Genomic DNA, 19,613 nt, shown 5'->3' on the forward strand with positions numbered 1-19,613 from the left:
ACCCCAAAAATGGGGGAGAGTGGATGAATGAGAGAATTAAGCAGGTTTTGGCCCTCATGGATGAATTAGGGGTAGAAAAAGCTCACTTAGTTGGAAACTCTCTTGGTGGTGTCATTGCCCTACATCTACTAATGTACGCTCCTGAACGTTTTGATCGTGTTGTATTGATGGGAGCAGGAGGTGGTTTAACAGAACCTACCCCTGAACTTGCTAAATTGGCAAACTTTCATAAAGATCCAAATCCAGTAGCCTTTAAAAATTTATTAAGTTGGTTTTTATATGATAAAAGTATCCTAGAAGATGAGTTGGAAAAGATTGTAGCAGAACGATTAGAGTTATTCTTAAAGCCGGAAGTTCGCAAATCTTACGAAGAAAATTTTTCAAAATCACATTTATCTGATATGCTCGTCCCGCCTTCAGCTCTAAAACAGATGGACCATCAAATATTACTTATTCACGGACATGCGGACCGGTTTGTACCGCTCCAAAGCAGCCTTTACGTAATGGACTATTTGCCAAATGCACAGCTGCATGTCTTTAAGCGCTGCGGACATTGGGCGCAAGTGGAGCAAAAAGAAAGATTTATCAAACTCACTTCGGATTTTTTCAATGGTGAACTGTAGATATTTAGGGAAAAGAACCAAAGAACAGACCGTTGATTCCTAATATTTTAGTAGATAGAATGAGGATAGAATCTTTCTTTCAAAAAATGTGAAAATGCCATTGTTGAGAGCACTACTAAAAATTAGAGGGGTAAGTGTATATGAAAATAGAAAAGGCATATCGCTATATAAAAAGACAAATTATTGAAGGGAGCTGGGAACCCGAAACAGTCATTAATGTAAATGAAATATCTGAAAAATTAGCTATAAGCCGGACTCCCATTCACAAGGCATTATCCAAGCTGGAACAAGAAGGGTTCGTGTCAATTATTCCCCAAGTGGGGGTTTTTGTAAAAAGACCCGACCCATATGAGGTGTTGGAACGTTTATTGGTCTGTGCCAATCTCGATGCATTAATGACTGAGCAGGCGGCATTAAATCTGAATGATGAAGACTTTACTTACCTGAAAAGTACCCTAGAGAAGATGGACAATTTGGATTTGTCTCCAGATGATTATTCCAAGCTCAATATTGATTTTCATCGAACGATATATGAAGCTTCTAAATTAACCTATACGTTTAATTTGGCAACACAGCTTTGGGACTACCTGAATTTTGTAGGAAATCCAGATGATTTATTTACTAAGGACCGAAGAAAACAATCACAATCAGAGCATTGGATGATTTATTTTTATCTGAAAGAAAAGGACAGTAGGATGGCCAAAGGACTAATGGAAAAACATATGCGTCGAGTGGCTAAGCTGGTAGGAGAGGAATATCAGGATATTGATTTAAATCAGCGTGTGTTTAACTAAATTTGTGCGTTTTATGGAAAATGAAACTACTATTATGGTTGTGGGGGGTACTAAAATGGAACAAAGCGTCTTGGACACAAAAAAAGAATTGGTGGAAAAAGCCCGGTCTCTGATTCCAAAATTACGTGAATTTGGGGAAGAAATTGAAAAGACTAGTTCATTACCCAAAGCCATTATTGATGATTTGCAAAATGAAGGGACGTTAAAAGTCTTACGTCCACATCTATTTGGCGGTTATCAAACAAATATGCGGACATATACAGAGGTTGTTACTGAAATATCCCGTGGAAATGGTTCGGCAGGCTGGTTTGTCGCACTTAGTAATATTAGGGATTATATGATTTCTTATACGTTTGGAGAAAAAACTTTAAGTGAAATTTACAAATCAGGGGAAGATGTCGTATTAGCTGGGAACTTTAAACCAATAAAATGTGAAATCAAAAAGGTAGATGGCGGTTATTTTATCGAAGAGGCGCAGTGGCCTTTTGTTTCAGGTAGTCCACATGCTGACTGGTGTTACTTCGGGTTTCCAATCTTCGATGAAAACGGCGGTGTAGAAATGGCCATTATGGTTATTCCACGCGATGAATTAGAAGTTCTTGACGACTGGTATGTAATGGGTTTAAAGGGATCAGGCAGTAACAGCTGTAAAATTAAAAATGCGTTTGTACCGGATCACCGTGTGTCACTAGATCGCTTGGCCAGTAAAGGGCATTACCTCATAGAGCCTCTTAAAGAGGTTGCATTGTACAGGTCTTCCTTTGTTCCTTCCCTAACTTTATCCATCGTCGCACCTGCGCTTGGACTAGCAAAAGCCGCAATGGATTTATATATGGAAAGGCTTCCAAAAGCAGGTATAGGTAATACTTTCTATAACAAGCAAGCCGAAGCAGCAATTACCCACCACCAGGTTGCACAAGCACAGCTAAAAATTGATTCAGCAGAAATGCATCTTTATCGTGCGGTTGACAAAATTGATGCATATGCTGATCAGGGTCTAGTAATGGATAAAAATGAAATCGTTAAGGTAAAAGCGGACTTTGGTTATGTAAATCAATTATGTAAAGAAGCAATTGATCTTCTTGTAGCTGGGGTCGGTTCTATGTTTACCTATGAAACAAACCCTCTCCAAAGAGTCTATCGTGATTTTCTAACGATGCATTTACACGGCTTCATCACACCAACAAGTTTAATTGAAACCTATGGAAGAGTCTTGTGTGGACAAGAGCCAAATACTTATTTTGTTTAAGCTCGAATCTATTATGCTATGAAAAAAGTAAACGTGCAGGTTTAATTATCTAATAATTTATAATAGTAGTTTTAAATTGAATTTTATAAAAACAGGAGGCGTAATAAAAATGAGTTTACCTGAAATCGCAAAATTAGGGCACGTGGCGTTAGTTTCATCAGATCTTGACAAATCACTTTGGTTCTTTAAAGAACTAATTGGTCTTGAAGAAACAGAAGTGGTTAACGGAACTCATTATTTACGAGCATGGGGTGATTTTGAACATCACACACTTTCAATTACTGGTGGCGAAAAGTCCTATGTCGATCACATTGCCTGGCGAACAAAACGTCCGGAGGATGTTGAAGGATTTGCCCAACTTCTAAAAGAAGCAGGGACAGAGGTGAATTGGATTGATGCGGGTGTAGAAGCTGGTCAAGGAAGTGCAATTCGCTTTCAATTACCAAGTGAACATCGCTTTGAAATTTACTATGACATGGAAAAAACATTAGCAGAGCCGTCCAAACGGTCAGTGTTAAAAAATCAGACTTATAAATCATGGGCGCGCGGGGTTTCTCCTCGAAGAATTGATCATGTCAATATCCTTACGTCATTGAAGGCAAATGTCATTTCTGATTATTTAATAGAAAAGCTAGGTTTTAAAATGAGGGAATGTGTTCAAGCTCCAGATGAATCTTTAATTGGTGCGTGGTTAAGTGTCACACCATTGGTTCATGATATTGCGGTTAGCCATGATCCATTTTCGCCATCAACCCATCAAATACACCACATTGCATACTGGCTTGATAATGCACAAGACCTCCTTAGGGCTGCTGATATCTTAGCTGAACAAGGCATTAAGTTTAAGGGTCCAGGTAAGCATGGTATCTCACAAGCTATGTACCTATATGTTGTAGACCCAGGCAGTGGGATCCGAGTGGAGTTGTTTACAAATGGGTATTTAATTTTTGAACCGGATTGGGAGCCAATCGTGTGGACTTTAGATGAAATGGATGTTGGCTTCACCTTCTGGGGTGACCAAACGGATACACTTCCTGAAAACAATCCGACGATCGAAGCATAAAAGTTTAATAGAAAGCTAATTCACACAATCTAGGAAAGCAGAAAGGGGTCATTATAATGGATGATCGATTATTCCGAACCGCAATGGGGAAATTTGCAACTGGTGTTACCGTGATTGCAACAGATGTGGAGGGAGAAGTTCATGGAATGACGGCAAATGCCTTTATGTCTGTGTCACTCAGTCCGAAGTTGGTTGTCATCTCAATTGGTGAAAAAGCAAAAATACTCGAGAAAATAAAACTAAGCCAAGCATTTTCAGTCAATATTTTAGCAGCAGATCAACAAGAACTTTCAATGATTTTTGCTGGACAGATAAAAGAGCCGCGGGAAGTCAGTTTTGATCGTCTTGATGGCAAACCTGTCCTGGCTGGGGCGGTTGCACAAATTTCCTGTGAAGTATCAGCAGAGCATGTAGAAGGGGATCATACACTGTTTATTGGAAAGGTTACTGATATTAAGCTTGGGGATGCTGAACCACTGCTATTTTACAGCGGTCGTTACCGTACTTTATTAGAGGATACACCTGTTCCATCCAACTAAAAATCACTTGTATAAATGAAGTATGAAGGCTCCTTGTATTTAGTTATGTGAGGAGTCTTTCTTTTAACCTCTATTTAGAGAGGGGGAAGTAAATTGGCTAACTTTTCAAAAGCATATAAACCTAACACTACAGAAGATGGGAATAAAAAAATTGTCTCAACCTCAGCAGCTTTTGGTTTCCTGAGGAAGGGGTTAATCGAGAATCTTGGTACTAAAAGGGCAAAAGGGTTTCTGCTTCGTTACGGTTGGAATTTAGCTGTTAGTGATGCTGAAGAAGCAATGAAAACTAGCTCCTCCATCAATGACCTTCTTAATCAAGCATCGATTCTACATTTAAGTACAGGACATATTAGAGAAATTCAATCCGAAAGAATTATCGAAATGAGTGATTCAGAAACGATAAAATCAATCCTTGGCAAGGGAAAATGGATAGATTCATTTGAGGCAATTGAGCATTTAAAGCATCATGGCAAATCGGACATTCCTGTATGTCATACATTGACAGGTTATGCAAGCGGATATATGTCTACTGTTTGCAGGAAAAGTGTCATTGTTAAGGAGATCAGCTGTATTGCCAAGGGGGATGCTGAATGCTGTTTTGAGGCAAGGATGCAGGAAGATTGGGGAACTGAAATTCAAGAGGAGCTTAAGTTTTATCATGAATCGAATATCATAGAAGAACTTGAGTATACGTACGAACAATTGTTAGAGCAACGGAATTATATCGAAACGGTGTCAAAATTTCATAAAAAATTAACAGAAAGTGTTTCGAATGGCAGCAATCTTCAGGATATTGCTGATAGCTCATATAAACTATTGCGAATACCAATTTCGATTGAAGATTTGAGCTTCCAAAAAATTGTTTACGCAGGGATGAACGAAGAGGAATATATTCGTCTCAATAAAAACTTAAAAGAAAACTTAATTCGGAAAAATAGGAATAACCATAACTTGCTACCTCTATTTAATGAGACGACAAGAATAAAAACTGATAATCAGGAACGGCTGATTACCCCAATTGTTGTGCAAAAAAAGGTAATCGGTTATTGTACATTTCTTTATTTAAAGGATGCAGTGAAAAGTGCTGAAAACGATATTATGTTTATTGAGAGGGTTGCAAATGCTGCCTCCTTGTATCTTTTGAACGAAAAAACGAGTTTTGAAGCACTTGAAAAAATGAAGGGTTATTTCTTAGAACAAATATTAAAGGGCCAATATTCCACCAGCGCGGAAGTCATAAAGCGTGGACGGCATATGGGCTTTGATCTCGAGAAACCATTTTATATCGCAGCTATTGATTATAAAGAAAAGGGAAAGACCACACAAAATAGCTTTGATCACTATGACCAAAAGTTAGAGACAATTGCCAAGTATCTCGATATTCAGGGATATAAAGCGTTAATTGGTCAATATGAGGGTAAGATTATTATGCTGATACCTGAAAATGCAAAGATTTTTCCTACAATTGAAAAAATTTTTAGACATTTAGAAACGACCTACCCTTACTGCCAATTTAAAATTGGAATTAGCGATAAGTCAGAGGATATTGAGAGTGTATTGGATTATTTGGAAGAGTCATTAATCGCATTAAGGATGTCTACGGATAAGAAAATAAATGGGTTTAAAGATTTAGGGATTGTGGGTGTCTTGATAAATTCAAAAAATGTGAGCGGGATTAAGAAAATCGCAAAACAAGAATTAGATCCGTTATATAAATTAAGTAATGGAAAACAAAAGGAGTTGCTGAAAACGCTCTATGTGTTTTTATCAAATGGTGGAAAACTCCAGCAAACCATGGATGATCTTTCTCTGTCCATGAGTGGACTCATGTATCGAATCAATAAGATTGAAACGCTAATAAATAAAGACTTGCGGGATTCAACCCAAAGCTATCAACTTCTGCTGATACTGGATTCATTAATGGCATTAGGAGAGTTAGAAATATAATAATCTACGAGAGCAGTCCTAGCGGATTGCTCATTTTTATGGAAAATAGACAAAAATAACCTTCAAATCGGTGTGGGAAGTGAATTTACCAAGAAAATAACCAATAAAAACTACCTAAAAATACGAGGAAGTCAGATGGTTTTTTCTCTAGAATTTAAAGATGGAATTTTCTAAAATTTAACTATGCTTACTAGTTAATAAAAATGTAAAGGTTTTCATTGCGATGGATAATTGAAAGATAGTTTTATATATAGAAGGAGGAAATTTCAAAATGGTAAATATTACTCAACAAATAGTTCAAACGGATAACTTTGAAACATTTGTAAATCGTTCTGGTGAAGGCAATTCTGAAACGATTTTGTTTTTACATGGATCAGGGCCAGGCGTGTTCGCTTGGGCAAACTGGCGGTACGCTTTGGATTCATGCGGTGAAAAGTTTGACTGTATTGCTCCTGACCTGCTCGGTTTCGGACAAAGTGGTCATCCTGAGGCTCTTCCAAAGAATAGACAGGGATGGATGGATCTTTGGGTAAATCAGTTGATTGAACTGCTAGATGTCTTAGGAATTCAAAAGGCTCACGTTGTTGGTAATTCGTTAGGCTGTTCGATTGCATTGGAATTATTACTAGAATATCCTGAACGATTTGACCGAGTTGTCTTAATGGGACCTGGAGGGACACCAAATACAAAGATAAGTCTAGAACTTGGTCGTGCGAAAGGCTTTTACGACAATCCTTCTGAAAAGAATATGCGTCAAATTATGGGCTGGTTTGTCTATGATGTAGAAAAACTGGCACCTGAAATCGACTCACTTGCCGAAACGCGATATGAGACAGCGATGCGTCCTGAAATTCATCGATCCAATGAATCTATTTTTGCATCTGTTGCGGTACCAGTGCCTGTCACTGCTCTTAGACGAATTAATAATCCTATTTTACTTGTGCATGGACGTGATGACATGGTTTGCTCAGTTGAGTCTAGCTATTATCTACTGTCACATCTCCCAAATGTCCAATTACATGTATACGGTCAATGCGGTCACTGGACACAAATTGAGAATAAAGAAAGCTTTAATCAGTTAATTCAAAACTATTTTTCTAGTTTGATCTAATAAAGGAGGGCAAGAAGATGAATTTACCGGAGATTGCAAAATTAGGACATGTGGCGCTCGTTACACCCGATTTGGAAAAATCACTTTGGTTTTTCCGTGATGTAATCGGTTTAGAAGTAACCGAAGAAAAGAATGGAACCTATTACTTACGGGCATGGGGAGATTTTGAACATCACTCCCTGTCCTTAACTGCAGGTGAGAGAGGATACATCAATCATATCGGCTGGCGAACGAAACGCCCAGAGGATGTGGAGGGTTTTGCCCAATTGCTTGAAAAGGCTGGAACAGCCGTAAATTGGATTGAAGCGGGCGAAGAGGCAGGCCAGGGTAGAGCGATTCGTTTTAAGCTTCCAAGTCAGCATTCATTCGAAATCTACTATGATGTTGAAAAACCTAAAGCAGATGAAACAAGACGTTCGGTATTGAAAAATCAAACGTACAAAGCATGGGCTCGTGGCTGCTCTCCAAGAAGGTTTGATCACGTAAATATTGCTACTTCCATGGATGTCGGTGAAATTCTCAATTACTTGAGCAGCCAATTAGGGTTTAAGCTTCGTGAATATGTAAAATACCATGAAAAAACTACAGTTGCTGGCTGGATGAGCGTGACACCCTTAGTTCACGATATCGCTGTGATTTCAAGACCGCAAGCTGAAACACCGAACCAGCTTCATCATATATCATATTGGCTCGACAATGCTCAGGATATCCTAAGGGCGGCTGATATTCTTGCTGAAGAAGGCATTAAATTCATTGGACCTGGTAAACATGGTGTTTCGCAGGCATTTTATCTCTATGTGTGTGATCCGGGCAGCGGCTGCCGGGTAGAATTATTTAGCGGTTCTTACTTAATTTTTGAACCAGACTGGGAACCGGTTGAGTGGACTGAGGAGGATCATTCGATTGCCAACACCTACTGGGGAGAAACTGTAAGTGATAAGGAATTGAATAAACCAACTATCGAATCGTGATCTTTAAAGCTGACTCAGGAAGATAGTTTGAGTCAGCTTTTTTGAAGGAGAGGGACTCTAGTGACGGAAAGCAGAATCTATGAAACTGATATTGTTGTAATTGGCGCAGGAAATGCTGCGATGTGCGCCGCTATTGCAGCACGGGAAAATGGTGCCAGGGTCCTTGTCCTTGAAAAGGCACCAGAAGCAGAAAAGGGTGGAAATAGCACGTTTACCCACGGGTCGATTCGATTTGCCTATAACGGAGTAGAAGATCTAAAACAAATCATGCCTGATCTTACACCTGAAGATATCGAAGTTACAGATTTTGGGAGCTATACCGAGGAAGAGTTTTTTGATGATATGTGCCGGATTACAGATTATCGAACCGACCCTGAGCTTGCTTCCCTCTTAACAAGTAAAAGCTTTGAGACGATGAAATGGATGCAATCACATAAAGTAAGATGGGTACCTATCTACGGCCGTCAAGCCTTTAAGGTGGATGGCATCTTTAAATTTTGGGGCGGAATGATTGTAGAATCTGTCGGTGGCGGGACTGGTTTAGTCGAGGCCCTGCATGAAGAGGCAAAACAGCTCGGTGTTCAAGTTTTATTTAATGCAATGGCAACTAAACTTATTCACGATGATGAAGGAGTCCATGGAGTTATTTTTAAAGATAATGGAAAAACAACAGAAGTCCGTGCAAAAGCAGTGATCTTAGCATCTGGAGGCTTTCATGCAAATCCAGAAATGCGAACCCGCTATTTAGGACCCAAATGGGATTTAGCAAAAGCCAGAGGCAGCCGCTTTAATACGGGCGAAGGAATTCAGATGGCTTTAGATATGGGTGCTTTTTCCGCTGGAAACTGGTCAGGTTGTCATTCCGTTGGAGGGGATCGCTATTTACCGGAATTTACGGAAGGGTTCCAAAAACTCAGCTATCCTTTTGGAATTTTAGTCAATGCTGAGGGAAAGCGGTTTGTTGATGAAGGAGCCGATTTTCGCAATTATACCTATGCGAAATATGGGAAATTGATCCTCGAACAGCCAGAACAGTTTGCTTGGCAGATTTTTGACACGAAAGTAACAGGTCTTCTACGTGATGAATATCGGGGAAGAAAGGTTACTAAAGTAAAAGCCAATACATTAGAAGAATTAGCCGATAAGCTTGAAGGTGTTAATAAGGCCGGGTTTTTAAAAACGGTTAAAGAATATAACGAAGCTGTCCAAAAAGAAATTCCTTTCAATCCTAATATCAAGGATGGCCGTTCTACCAAAGGATTAAATGTTGAAAAATCCAATTGGGCCAATACATTGGATGAAGGGCCATTTGAAGCCTTTGCCGTCACATGCGGAATCACCTTTACCTTTGGCGGTTTAAAAATAAACACGAATACGGAAGTTCAAGATGTCTTATCCCAATCCATTTCAGGATTATATGCGGCTGGAGAACTTGTTGGCGGGTTATTCTACTTTAACTATCCAGGTGGAGCCGGCTTAATGGCAGGCTCGGTTTTCGGGAAGATTGCGGGTGAAAATGCTTCGCGATTTATCCACCAGGTTAAAGAAAAAGAAAAGATGGTTTGAAGGTAGAAGGTTGATAAAAGAAAAAGGGGTGCAAAATATGGAAAGTAATGTATTGGATGAAAACAAGACCGATTTGAGTCTGTTACTAAAAGGAGCAGAAAAGGTTGGAAAAATTGCAGAATCGGAAGCAATAGAAGCAGATAAAAACAAAACGGTTTCAAAAAATGTCATTGATGCGATAAAAGAGGCTCGATTATCTAAGTTGTTACTTCCAAAAAAATATGGCGAGCCACAAGTAAATTTAAGGGAGTATTCTAAGATTATCCGTACGGTTGGAAAATATAATATTTCCGCCGCTTGGTTAACATTTCTTTATTCCATTCATAATAGTTTAGTAGCTTTTATGACCAAAGAGGGAGCAGAAGAAGTTATCAATCAGGGGGGATTAATAGCAGATATTTTTGCTCCCATAGGAAAGGTAGAAAAAGATGGGGACGGTTATCGGATAACCGGCAAGTATAGTTTTGTAAGCGGGATTCTTTATAGTGACTGGGTGGCTCTTGCAGTGAAAATGAAGTTGGACGACAGCGAGGAGACAGAACTATGCATGTTGACATTACCGATTTCTGATGTACAAATAATTGAAAATTGGGATACGTTAGGACTCAGGGGTACTGGAAGTAACGAGGTAATTGTCGATAATGCCTATGTTCCAAAGCACCATCTAATACGGCTTACTGTTGCAGATCGTACAGGCAGACCTCCAGAAGGTTATGATAAAGACTATCCTCTTTATGATGTTCCATTTTTCTCATCTTTTTGTGTTGGATTTCCTATGGTAGCACTAGGTGGTGCGGAACGTTTACTGGAAGAATTTAAGAATCGAACGGAAAAGCGGGTTCGTTTAGGAGGAAAATCCGCAAAGGATTCTCGGCATCAGGGAGTACTTGCTGAATTAACGATTAAATATTACGAAGCAGAAGGACTATTGGACAAATATATTTCTTTATTAGAAGACTATGAAATGGGTAAAGAAGATAAACGTGGTGAATTTGCCGCGATAAGGGCGAAAATCACGAAAAACGTAGCGGACATTGCAGTGAAAATTTTATTGACACTTGGCGGATTTTCCGTGTTTAAAGGAGATCCAATTGAAATGTTCGTACGCGATATTTTGGTAGTGTGCACACACCGATCCAATCTTTACGAAGACTCGGTTGAAGCGTTCGGGAAGACACAATTTGGCTTTGATGTATCAATTAATGGTTAATTAGAAAACAGCAGTATAATCAAACACCTAATGAGGCGTAGCTTAAAAGAGGAGGAGGGAACTGCATGGAAACGATATATTTGAATCCTGACAATCTAGCGGACTATCAGCAAATGGCAAAACCTAATGTGATGGCCCTAGGATTTTTTGATGGAATTCATAATGGACACCGTGAAGTAATTAAAACGGCTTTTCAGAAAGCAAAAGAAAGGAATATTTCACTATCTGTGATGAGTTTCTTTCCGCATCCGAAAACCGTTTTATCCAATGGGAAAACACAGGTCGATTATTTAATGCCGCTTTCTGATAAGGAAAAGATATTTGCTGAGCTCGGTGTCGATATTTTTTATATTGTCGAATTTGACAAAGAATTTGCGTCGCTTTCCCCAGAAAAGTTTACCGCTAAATATTTAGTTGATCTAGGTGTCGTCCATGCAGTTGCAGGCTTTGATTATACTTATGGTTTTCGAGGAGAAGGAAATATGGACCGCTTGAAATACGATTCAGGCGGAATCTTGGATGTAACGAAAGTTAGTAAAGTGGAATATCAAGGGGAGAAAATAAGTTCAACTTGCATACGTGAAAAATTAGCATGCGGCAATGTCGATGAATTATCAGCATTTTTAGGACGCCCTTATGAAGTGACATGTGAATGGGACGGTAAGGCACTTAAAGTAAGGCCTCACTATACTTTACCTGCACCGGGAAGGTATGTCGTTACGGTAAGGGGATTATTTCATTCACAAGTGCTAGAAATGGAAGTGACGAAAGAAAAAGAATTGCTGCCACAAAAATCTGATTCAGAATTAGGTGCCAATCAAAATGGAAATCTTTCAATAATATGGCACGAGCAAATCCCCGAAACCATGCATGGTCCTTTTTATGGGGAAAATTGGTTGCGGGGTATTGTTCAGGTCGGATGAACAGATGTTTTTTAAGGAGGAAGAAATAGTGAATAAAACGAAAGAATTCCAAAATCTATTACGGAAGCCTGAATCATTTATTTTACCAGGTGCTTACGATGCCATGTCTGCAAGATTAATAGAAGAAATCGGTTTTCAAGCAATTTACGCAACAGGAGCGGGAATATCCAATGCCCAATTAGGATGGGCAGATGTAGGATTGACTTCCTTAAATGAGGTTGTTGATATTGTCACGCGAATGGCAGATGTGACGTCAATTCCGATTGTCGTCGATGCCGATACTGGCTTTGGTAACGCAATAAACGTAATACGGACCGTTCGAGAATTTGAAAGAGCAGGTGTCGCTGCAATCCAAATGGAGGACCAGATTTCACCAAAGAAGTGCGGGCATTTCAATGGTAAAGATGTGATTTCCAAGGAAGAAATGATCGGTAAAATCAAAGCTGCAGTCGATACAAGGAAAGATGAGAATCTAGCAATCATCGCCCGTACGGATGCATTAGCCGTAAATGGTATGGAAGATGCATTGGATAGGGCTAATGCTTATTCTGAGGCAGGAGCTGACATTATTTTTGTGGAAGCGCCGACCACCATTGATCAATTAAAACAAATTACCAGCTCATTAAAAGGGATCCCTCAAGTAATAAATCTCGTTGAAGGCGGTAAAACTCCGCTAATTTCTCTAAAAGAAGCAGAAGAAATTGGCTTTAAGATCATGCTTTGTGCGAATACGGTTCTTCGTTCAGCCATCAAAGGAATCACACAGTCCTTAAGAATATTAAAAGCAGAAGGATCACACGAAAATATTCACGATTTAATCTGTACTTGGGAAGAACGACAATCACTTTTTAAACTTAACCAGATTAAAGAATGGGAAAAAAAGTATTCAGAAAATCAGTCATTAGTAAAGTAGCAAACCAATTTTTTTAAAGAGGAGGACTCACAAGTGGGAAGAGAAGTAGATTATGACATTGTAGTTATTGGATGTGGAGTTGCCGGGACCTCAGCAGCATTATCTGCAGCTGAAACCGCTAAAAAAGTAAATAAAAACTTAAAAATCGCAATTTTGGAACGCGCTGATTATGAGCATAGGGGTGGAAATTCCCGTTGGACCGCCTCCTATATGCGGATGAAGAATCTCGATGAAGTTGCTGATAACTTTGTAGAAGACATGCTGGCTTTTTCAGACAACTACTCCGATCGAGAGTACATAGAAACTCTCGCCAAAGACGCAGGAAGCACCCTTCGCTGGGTACAGGAAAAAGGAGTCGATTTTGACTACCTGCCTACGATGTTTTTAACTGCTTCAAGGCCTCGTTTACTGCCAGTAGGCGGGGGGCGTGCCATTGTCGACACACTATCGCGGCGTGCAGGTGGACTTGGTGTAGAAATAATTTATGAGGCGACCGCATGGAAATTACTTCTTGATGACGAAGGTGTTGTGAATGGATTAATGGTGCGTGTCAAAGGTGGAACCTCGCTGCAATTAAAAGTAGGAGCCGTCGTATTAGCCTCCGGAGGGTTCCAAGGCAATCAAGAGATGATGGCCCAGTATATCGGCAGAGACGCACATAAAATCCGGACGGTCGCTGAGGGTGGTTTATTTAATAAGGGTGAAGGAATCCGAATGGCAATGGAGATCGGAGCAAAAACAGCAGGTCAGTTTGACTCTTTCCATGCTGAGCCAGTCGACCCAAGAAGTAAACGGGAAGAAGCGGCTGTTATGACCTACCCATACTTTATTTTAGTCGATCAAAATGGCAAACGGTTTGTTGATGAAGGAAAAACTACCGTCGACGAGCAATATGAGGAGGTTGCAAGGACTATTTTCCATGACCTTCCTGGTCACATTGCCTACATGATCGGTGACCAAAAGATGTTTGAAATTCCAAACTATGAACGGGCTGTAGAAACCGATAAACCAGCAATTGTCGCCGATACTCTCGAAGAGTTGGCCGAAAAAATTGGCATCCCAACGGAACAATTAAAAGTGACCGTAGAAACCTTTAATGCTGCTGTTCAGCCAGGCAAATTCCATTGGGATAAAAAGGACGGGAAACAGGCAATTGGAATTACACCACCAAAGTCCAATTGGGCGATTCCAATTGATAAGGCACCGTTTATTGCGTATCCCATTGTCTGCTCCAATGTTTTCACGAATGGCGGACTAGCAACCGACACTAACGGGCGCGTCTTATCTCAAGATCAAGATCCGATTCCGGGATTATATGCTGTCGGAGAAACAGCTGGTCTATATTACGGGAAATATCCAGGCGGGACATCAGTGTTAAGGGGCCTAGTTTTTGGCCGCCGTGCCGGTAATCATGCCGTAGCTTACGTAACTGATTTAAAGAAATTAGAAGTTTAGTTGGAAAGGATGAGATTATTGGATCTAAAAAACAAGGTAGCCTTAGTGACGGGGGGAGGCAGGGGGATCGGCAGAGAAACCTGTTTACTTTTATCGAAACAAGGCGCTAAAGTAGCTGTTTTTTCTGACAATCATGTTGAAAGCATTGAAACTGCTCTTTATATAAATGAACAACTCGGCGGTGAAGCAATTGCACTTATTGGAGATGTTCGCTCTGAAGAAGACATTAATCGAGTGGTTCAAGAAACCCGAGAAAGATTAGGTTCCATTGATATATTAATCAATAATGCCGGTGTGATGATGCTTAAGCCATTCAATGAAACAACGATCAAGGAATGGGACTTTGTCCAAGATGTAAATATTCGTGGAGTCTATTTATGTGCTCGAGCAGTGGTGCCGGAAATGATGGAAAACCGAAATGGTGTGATTATCAATTTATCTTCGATTTGGGGAACAAAGGGTGGTCCTGACAGAAGTGCCTATATTACGTCGAAATATGCGGTCATCGGATTTTCCAAAGCCTTGGGGGAAGAATTAAAGCCTTACAAAATTAGAGTTAACGCAGTTTGTCCAGGTCCTGTTGATACAAAAATGATGGAAGATCTTGCTCCAGATGCAAATAAAAACAATTGGTTACATCCTCGTGACCTTGCCAATGTTATCGTCGATTTATGTTTGCCAAAGAGTGTCGCTGTTACTGCTACTGCAATTGAAGCATTTGGTAACGGGCGGCCAGTAAATTTATAAATTTTTCTAAACCTTGAAGGGGGAAATTTTCATGACAAAATTAATTCCGGCTATTGAATCAAAAAATATTAGTCTAGCACTTGCAAATAAAATGCTAGAGGCAGCATTAGTAAAGGGAGAAGAACTGGGAATACCGTTTAGCATTACAATTGTCGACCGCGTGGGAAATTTAAAAGCATTTGCTGCAATGGATGGTGCACCAGTGCTAAGTTTGGAAATCTCACAAAATAAAGCATTTTCTGCGGCTACCTATAATAGAGCAACACACGAATGGTACGACAGACTAAAGGATGATCCACCATTACTGCATGGTATTGTTCATACGCCAAGACTGATTATCTTTGGCGGCGGCTATCCAATCAAAATCAATAATGAACTGATTGGCGGGGTAGGGGTAAGTGGTGGACATTATACTCATGATATGCAGGTCTGCCAAGCAGCGTTAGAAGTGCTAAATAACCTAGAGTAAGAGGTGTGTTGACCCATGGAAACCTTTGATTTGATTATTTTAGGCGGCGGATTAGCGGGGATGTGCGCAGCTGTTGAGGCAGGTGAAGCGGGTGCGCATGTCCTGCTCCTTGAAAAGCAGGATGAGCTTGGCGGCAGCACTGTCCTTAGCTCAGGGTATATGGCCTTCGCTGGAACAAATATGCAAGATATGGCGGGAATTACCGATTCTATTGAATCATTAATAGATGACATGATTGAGGTGGGCGGTGGAGTAAATGATCAGGCACTTATAGCGGCATACGGCCAGCGTCAATTAGAGTCATTTACATGGCTAGTTCAGCACGGTGTTGAGTTTCGATCACTTGAAGCGGTGAGTGGTCACAGTGTTCCGCGTGGCCACATTATTGATCCGCATCAAGCAATACAGACACTTTACCGACGGGTGAAGCAGCTGCCAAACGTGGAAATCCTATTGAATGCACCGGCAAAAAGGCTTTTGAAAAACCAGGACGGACGGGTTGATCGTGTTTTATATGAAGTTGACGGGACGGAAGCTTCTGCTCACGCTTCTAAGGGAATCATTATTGCTTCAGGCGGGTTCGCCAAAAGTGAAGAGCTTCTAGCACAGTTTGCTCCCCAGTTAAAGGGAGCATTAAGAATTGGCGGCCGTGGGAATCATGGTGATGGAATACGAATGGCATGTGAGCATGGGGCCTGGCTAATGGATCTACCTTACTTGAATGGGACGTACGGATTTCATCCCACAGCCGCTGGGCCAGTTAAGTCACAAGGGTTAGCGTTTTATAAGGGCGCGATCATGGTCAACCAACTTGGAAAAAGATTCGTTAATGAGTCGATCTCTTATAAATTATTGGGGAAGGCCGCTTTCGAGCAGCCAGATTGTGTGACCTTCCAAGTTTGGGACCAAACCGTAATGAACAAGAGTGTCCATGATGATCCACTCTATGACTTAGAGTTACTGAAACGGCGCCGTCTTCTTTATCAAGCTGACACTTTGGAGGATTTGGCAGATTGTATTGATGTGCCGCTTGAAGTGTTAGAAGAAACAATCTCCAGATACAATCAAGGGATTCGGAATGGGGAAGACCCTGATTTCGGCAGGAAGTCATTAACACATAACTACGGAAATCCTACTCCTATTGAAAAAGCACCGTTTTATGCATTTGAGTCCACAGTTGCCATGCTGGCAACTTATGCAGGGGTGTCCGTGAACACTAAGGCACAGGTGGTAAATCCTTTCGGAGAGCCTATTTTAGGATTGTTTGCGGCCGGTGAAGTGACAGGCGGATTTCACGGAGCGGGGTATATGACCGGCAGCTCTTTAGGCAAGTGTGCGGTATTTGGACGGATAGCCGTCCAAGAAGCATTAAAAGAGGTAACTTTAAAATAAATTTAGATGTTTGTGGATAGATTTGCATGATCGCTCCGATTAGGGTTCGAGCATTGAATGGATTTAAAGATTTGTTCATTGAGGAGAAATTGGAAAATCATTCATTGAACAGAAACTGAGGAGACGCACATCGGGGAGATTTACGATTCGCCCATTAAATAGAAGAATCCGCTCATAAGTTTGTTAAATTCGCTCATAAAATTGTAGAATTCGCCCATAGAATCGGATTCGCTGATAGAATCCGAGAATTCGCTGATAGCACATCAGTATTCGCTGATAGAATCCAAGAATTCGCTGATAGAACATCAAAATTCGCTGATTGAACTCAAAAATTCACCGGAAAATGAAAAAGGTCCACCAACCAAACCTGAAAACTCGATGATAAACCAGTAAAATTCACCGAAGCTTTTCCGATATTCAAAGTTTTCTCTGAAATTTCACTAAAAAGGAGGTAGATTTCATGAAAATCTGGCATCAGAGTTTAACTACGATTGATAAGGTACCCCAATACCGGGATGCGATCATGAACCACCTGCGAAAAATCGCACGTCCAGACGTTGAGGTTGTATTGCATGGGATGTCGGAAGAAACTTATCCTACGCATTATCCCGGTCATTTTATCACCCACTCCTACCTTCAAAATCTACACCGCGAGCAGTTCGTCCGTGCCGCACTCATGGCTGAGGCCGCAGGATATGATGCGATGTTTATCGGGACCATTCCAGACGTGGGTCTTCTCGAGGCTCGCACGCTGGTAGATATCCCTGTGGTCGGTTATGGGCAAGCTTCCTTCCATATAGCATCCATGCTGGGTGACCGGATTGGAGTAGTTAATTTTTTAACCCCATTGGCGGATGAGCTTAGACAAAACGCTGCCCGCTATGGTCTCGGTGAGAAGCTTGGACCAATTGTTCCGCTAGAGTCAGGTTTTGACGATGTCCTTGCCGGTTTTAATAATCCTGAACCTGTTATAGAGGCTTTTAAAAGGGCTGCTGAAACAGCCATATCTCAAGGGGCCGATGTTATTGTGCCAGGGGAAGGCCCGATGAATGTTTTCCTTGCTACCTTTGGAATCTCAAGGATTGGCGACGTGCCTGTGGTCGATTCTTTTGGCGCTGGGATCAAGATGTGCGAATCATTAGCGGACCTAAAAAGGGTATCCGGAGTTTATATGACCCGGTGTGGCTACTACAATTCAAAACCACCGGCAGAAGCAGTTGCGAGATTACGAGAAATGTATGGATTAGACCCATACCCTAATCCTAATAACCAACGAGGATTAGCAGTGAGGGCAGGAGTAGAAGTAAAAGGTTAATCAAATAAAAAGACAAGAGGTGAACAAGAGATGCATATCGTCGTATGCCTAAAGCATGTTCTGGATCCGGAAATTACTCCACGATATTTTCAAATTGACCCAGAGACCAATCGTCCAGAAAATGGAGATTCCGATATGGTTCTGGATTCATTTGCTGAGAATGCGCTTGAATTGGCTATTCAACTTAGAGATAAAACACCTGGAGCTACGGTGACTGCCATCTGTCTAGGTGATGAATCTTCAGAGGAGGTGCTGCGCCGAGCATTTGCCTTCACAGCAAATGCGGCCGTACGTGTATGGGATTCGGAGTGGGAAAATCTCGACGGCCAGGCCGTTGGCCATATCCTTGCGCAAACAATAAAAAAACTTGGGGGAGCCGAACTTGTACTGACCGGCTATCAAGCAAGTGACATTGAGGAGGGGCTGGTCGGTCCGGTCATCGCCGAAGAACTTGGAAGCCCCTGTTTAACGCTTGTCTCTGACCTTGAACTGGATGACGATAGTGTGAAATCTACCTGTGAAGCAGAAGGTGGATATACGGTAGTGAGCGTACCCTTTCCTGCTGTTTTTACCATTATTAGTGCAGAGACAAACGTTCCGCGTTTGCCGAAGGTCAAAGATATTCGCCTTGCCAGAAGCAAACCAATCACGATATTTGAAGCTGAAGATCTTGAGTTAGATAAAGTCCGTTGTCAACCCGGGGTAATATTGGAGCGGGCCTACGTCTTAAATAGAGATGTCAATTGTGAGATCCTGTCTGGCAGTGATGGCTCAGAGGTGGCTGCTGAATTGACTGAAAAACTCTTGGCACTCAAAATTCTATAGGGGGTACGCAAACTTATGTCTAAAATTCTTATCTTCGCAACTCAGCAAGGAGATTCGCTAACTTCCGGGGCCAAGGAAGCACTGGCATTCGGCAGTCGATTGGCTAGTGCCACTAGTGGTAGTGTCGAAGCTGTCTTGGTTGGATCTTCGAATATGTCAGGTGCCACGGAAGCCATTGCCTGCGGGGCTAGCAAAGTGTATACCGTTAATAACCCGATGCTTGCTGAATACCAGGTTGAATTGTTTGTGGATAGTTTATTAAAGGTTTTCCACCAATCAGGTGCCGATGTGCTGCTCCTCTCCTTCGACAGAATTGGCAAGGATATTGTGGGTCGCCTAGCGACGAGCATTGGCGCATCTGCCATAACAGAAGTTACTGATTTTAGAACGGAAGACACAAAGCTCACATGGATCCGGCCAATTTATGGTGATAAGGCATATGGTGAGTATTCAACCACACGTCCAAAGGTGGTTGTGGGCATTCGGAAAAAGAGTCAGGAA

The 19,613-nt window shown here is 41.2% G+C and carries 19 protein-coding genes; all 19 read left to right on the forward strand.

The annotated features are described in order from the left end of the window. A partial coding sequence (locus tag V7659_RS07345) for an alpha/beta fold hydrolase (RefSeq protein WP_335539086.1) occupies window positions 1–623 on the forward strand: 623 nt, incomplete at its 5' end. Window positions 624–763: 140 nt separating this feature from the next. Beyond that, window positions 764–1,417: a GntR family transcriptional regulator gene (locus V7659_RS07350; protein ID WP_335539087.1), complete on the forward strand. Its 654-nt coding sequence runs from the start codon at window positions 764–766 to the stop codon at window positions 1,415–1,417. Window positions 1,418–1,472: 55 nt separating this feature from the next. After that, window positions 1,473–2,666, forward strand: coding sequence for an acyl-CoA dehydrogenase family protein (locus tag V7659_RS07355; RefSeq protein ID WP_335539089.1), 1,194 nt, complete (start codon window positions 1,473–1,475; stop codon window positions 2,664–2,666). A gap of 109 nt (window positions 2,667–2,775) precedes the next feature. Then, window positions 2,776–3,729 carry a VOC family protein gene (locus V7659_RS07360; RefSeq protein ID WP_335539090.1) on the forward strand — a complete coding sequence of 318 codons (954 nt, stop codon included), beginning with the start codon at window positions 2,776–2,778 and terminating at the stop codon, window positions 3,727–3,729. 56 nt (window positions 3,730–3,785) lie between these two features. After that, entirely contained in the window at window positions 3,786–4,268 is a 483-nt protein-coding gene (locus tag V7659_RS07365; protein ID WP_335539091.1) for a flavin reductase family protein, read from the forward strand. 93 nt (window positions 4,269–4,361) lie between these two features. Then, a complete protein-coding gene (locus tag V7659_RS07370; RefSeq protein WP_335539093.1) occupies window positions 4,362–6,215 on the forward strand; it encodes a V4R domain-containing protein in 1,854 nt (617 codons plus the stop codon). Between the two features lie 271 nt (window positions 6,216–6,486). After that, window positions 6,487–7,326, forward strand: coding sequence for an alpha/beta fold hydrolase (locus tag V7659_RS07375; protein ID WP_335539094.1), 840 nt, complete (start codon window positions 6,487–6,489; stop codon window positions 7,324–7,326). A gap of 17 nt (window positions 7,327–7,343) precedes the next feature. Continuing rightward, the gene (locus V7659_RS07380; RefSeq protein WP_335539096.1) at window positions 7,344–8,297 is read left to right on the forward strand and encodes a VOC family protein; all 954 of its coding nucleotides are present in this window, start codon (window positions 7,344–7,346) and stop codon (window positions 8,295–8,297) included. A 60-nt stretch (window positions 8,298–8,357) separates the two neighbouring features. After that, window positions 8,358–9,863: an FAD-dependent tricarballylate dehydrogenase TcuA gene (tcuA, locus tag V7659_RS07385; protein ID WP_335539098.1), complete on the forward strand. Its 1,506-nt coding sequence runs from the start codon at window positions 8,358–8,360 to the stop codon at window positions 9,861–9,863. 37 nt (window positions 9,864–9,900) lie between these two features. Continuing rightward, window positions 9,901–11,073, forward strand: coding sequence for an acyl-CoA dehydrogenase family protein (locus tag V7659_RS07390; protein ID WP_335539100.1), 1,173 nt, complete (start codon window positions 9,901–9,903; stop codon window positions 11,071–11,073). Window positions 11,074–11,138: 65 nt separating this feature from the next. Beyond that, entirely contained in the window at window positions 11,139–11,996 is an 858-nt protein-coding gene (locus V7659_RS07395) for an FAD synthetase family protein (protein ID WP_335539102.1), read from the forward strand. A 28-nt stretch (window positions 11,997–12,024) separates the two neighbouring features. Further along, on the forward strand, window positions 12,025–12,909 hold the full coding sequence (locus tag V7659_RS07400; RefSeq protein WP_335539104.1) for an isocitrate lyase/PEP mutase family protein: 885 nt from the start codon (window positions 12,025–12,027) through the stop codon (window positions 12,907–12,909). A gap of 33 nt (window positions 12,910–12,942) precedes the next feature. Continuing rightward, window positions 12,943–14,364: an FAD-dependent oxidoreductase gene (locus V7659_RS07405; protein WP_335539106.1), complete on the forward strand. Its 1,422-nt coding sequence runs from the start codon at window positions 12,943–12,945 to the stop codon at window positions 14,362–14,364. Window positions 14,365–14,373: 9 nt separating this feature from the next. Then, a complete protein-coding gene (locus V7659_RS07410) occupies window positions 14,374–15,111 on the forward strand; it encodes an SDR family NAD(P)-dependent oxidoreductase (RefSeq protein ID WP_335539108.1) in 738 nt (245 codons plus the stop codon). 31 nt (window positions 15,112–15,142) lie between these two features. Then, on the forward strand, window positions 15,143–15,580 hold the full coding sequence (locus tag V7659_RS07415; protein WP_144549170.1) for a GlcG/HbpS family heme-binding protein: 438 nt from the start codon (window positions 15,143–15,145) through the stop codon (window positions 15,578–15,580). Window positions 15,581–15,595: 15 nt separating this feature from the next. After that, window positions 15,596–16,972: an FAD-dependent oxidoreductase gene (locus V7659_RS07420; protein WP_335539111.1), complete on the forward strand. Its 1,377-nt coding sequence runs from the start codon at window positions 15,596–15,598 to the stop codon at window positions 16,970–16,972. A gap of 460 nt (window positions 16,973–17,432) precedes the next feature. Then, window positions 17,433–18,287: an aspartate/glutamate racemase family protein gene (locus tag V7659_RS07425; RefSeq protein WP_335539113.1), complete on the forward strand. Its 855-nt coding sequence runs from the start codon at window positions 17,433–17,435 to the stop codon at window positions 18,285–18,287. 30 nt (window positions 18,288–18,317) lie between these two features. After that, window positions 18,318–19,112 (forward strand): electron transfer flavoprotein subunit beta/FixA family protein, encoded by a 795-nt coding sequence (locus V7659_RS07430; RefSeq protein WP_335539114.1) that lies wholly within the window; start codon window positions 18,318–18,320, stop codon window positions 19,110–19,112. Window positions 19,113–19,127: 15 nt separating this feature from the next. Further along, on the forward strand, window positions 19,128–19,613 hold a 486-nt coding region (locus tag V7659_RS07435; RefSeq protein ID WP_335539115.1), incomplete at its 3' end, for an electron transfer flavoprotein subunit alpha/FixB family protein.

Origin of the sequence: Neobacillus drentensis (assembly GCF_036966985.1) — a bacterium.
GTDB lineage: Bacteria > Bacillota > Bacilli > Bacillales > Cytobacillaceae > Neobacillus > Neobacillus drentensis_E.

What these genes read in the sequence shown, in the direction of transcription:
- V7659_RS07350 (WP_335539087.1), top strand. Translation starts at nt 764, where the DNA reads ATGAAAATAGAAAAGGCATATCGCTATATAAAAAGACAAATTATTGAA.
- V7659_RS07355 (WP_335539089.1), top strand. Translation starts at nt 1,473, where the DNA reads ATGGAACAAAGCGTCTTGGACACAAAAAAAGAATTGGTGGAAAAAGCC.
- V7659_RS07360 (WP_335539090.1), top strand. Translation starts at nt 2,776, where the DNA reads ATGAGTTTACCTGAAATCGCAAAATTAGGGCACGTGGCGTTAGTTTCA.
- V7659_RS07365 (WP_335539091.1), top strand. Translation starts at nt 3,786, where the DNA reads ATGGATGATCGATTATTCCGAACCGCAATGGGGAAATTTGCAACTGGT.
- V7659_RS07375 (WP_335539094.1), top strand. Translation starts at nt 6,487, where the DNA reads ATGGTAAATATTACTCAACAAATAGTTCAAACGGATAACTTTGAAACA.
- V7659_RS07380 (WP_335539096.1), top strand. Translation starts at nt 7,344, where the DNA reads ATGAATTTACCGGAGATTGCAAAATTAGGACATGTGGCGCTCGTTACA.
- V7659_RS07390 (WP_335539100.1), top strand. Translation starts at nt 9,901, where the DNA reads ATGGAAAGTAATGTATTGGATGAAAACAAGACCGATTTGAGTCTGTTA.
- V7659_RS07395 (WP_335539102.1), top strand. Translation starts at nt 11,139, where the DNA reads ATGGAAACGATATATTTGAATCCTGACAATCTAGCGGACTATCAGCAA.
- V7659_RS07410 (WP_335539108.1), top strand. Translation starts at nt 14,374, where the DNA reads ATGAGATTATTGGATCTAAAAAACAAGGTAGCCTTAGTGACGGGGGGA.
- V7659_RS07415 (WP_144549170.1), top strand. Translation starts at nt 15,143, where the DNA reads ATGACAAAATTAATTCCGGCTATTGAATCAAAAAATATTAGTCTAGCA.
- V7659_RS07420 (WP_335539111.1), top strand. Translation starts at nt 15,596, where the DNA reads ATGGAAACCTTTGATTTGATTATTTTAGGCGGCGGATTAGCGGGGATG.
- V7659_RS07425 (WP_335539113.1), top strand. Translation starts at nt 17,433, where the DNA reads ATGAAAATCTGGCATCAGAGTTTAACTACGATTGATAAGGTACCCCAA.
- V7659_RS07430 (WP_335539114.1), top strand. Translation starts at nt 18,318, where the DNA reads ATGCATATCGTCGTATGCCTAAAGCATGTTCTGGATCCGGAAATTACT.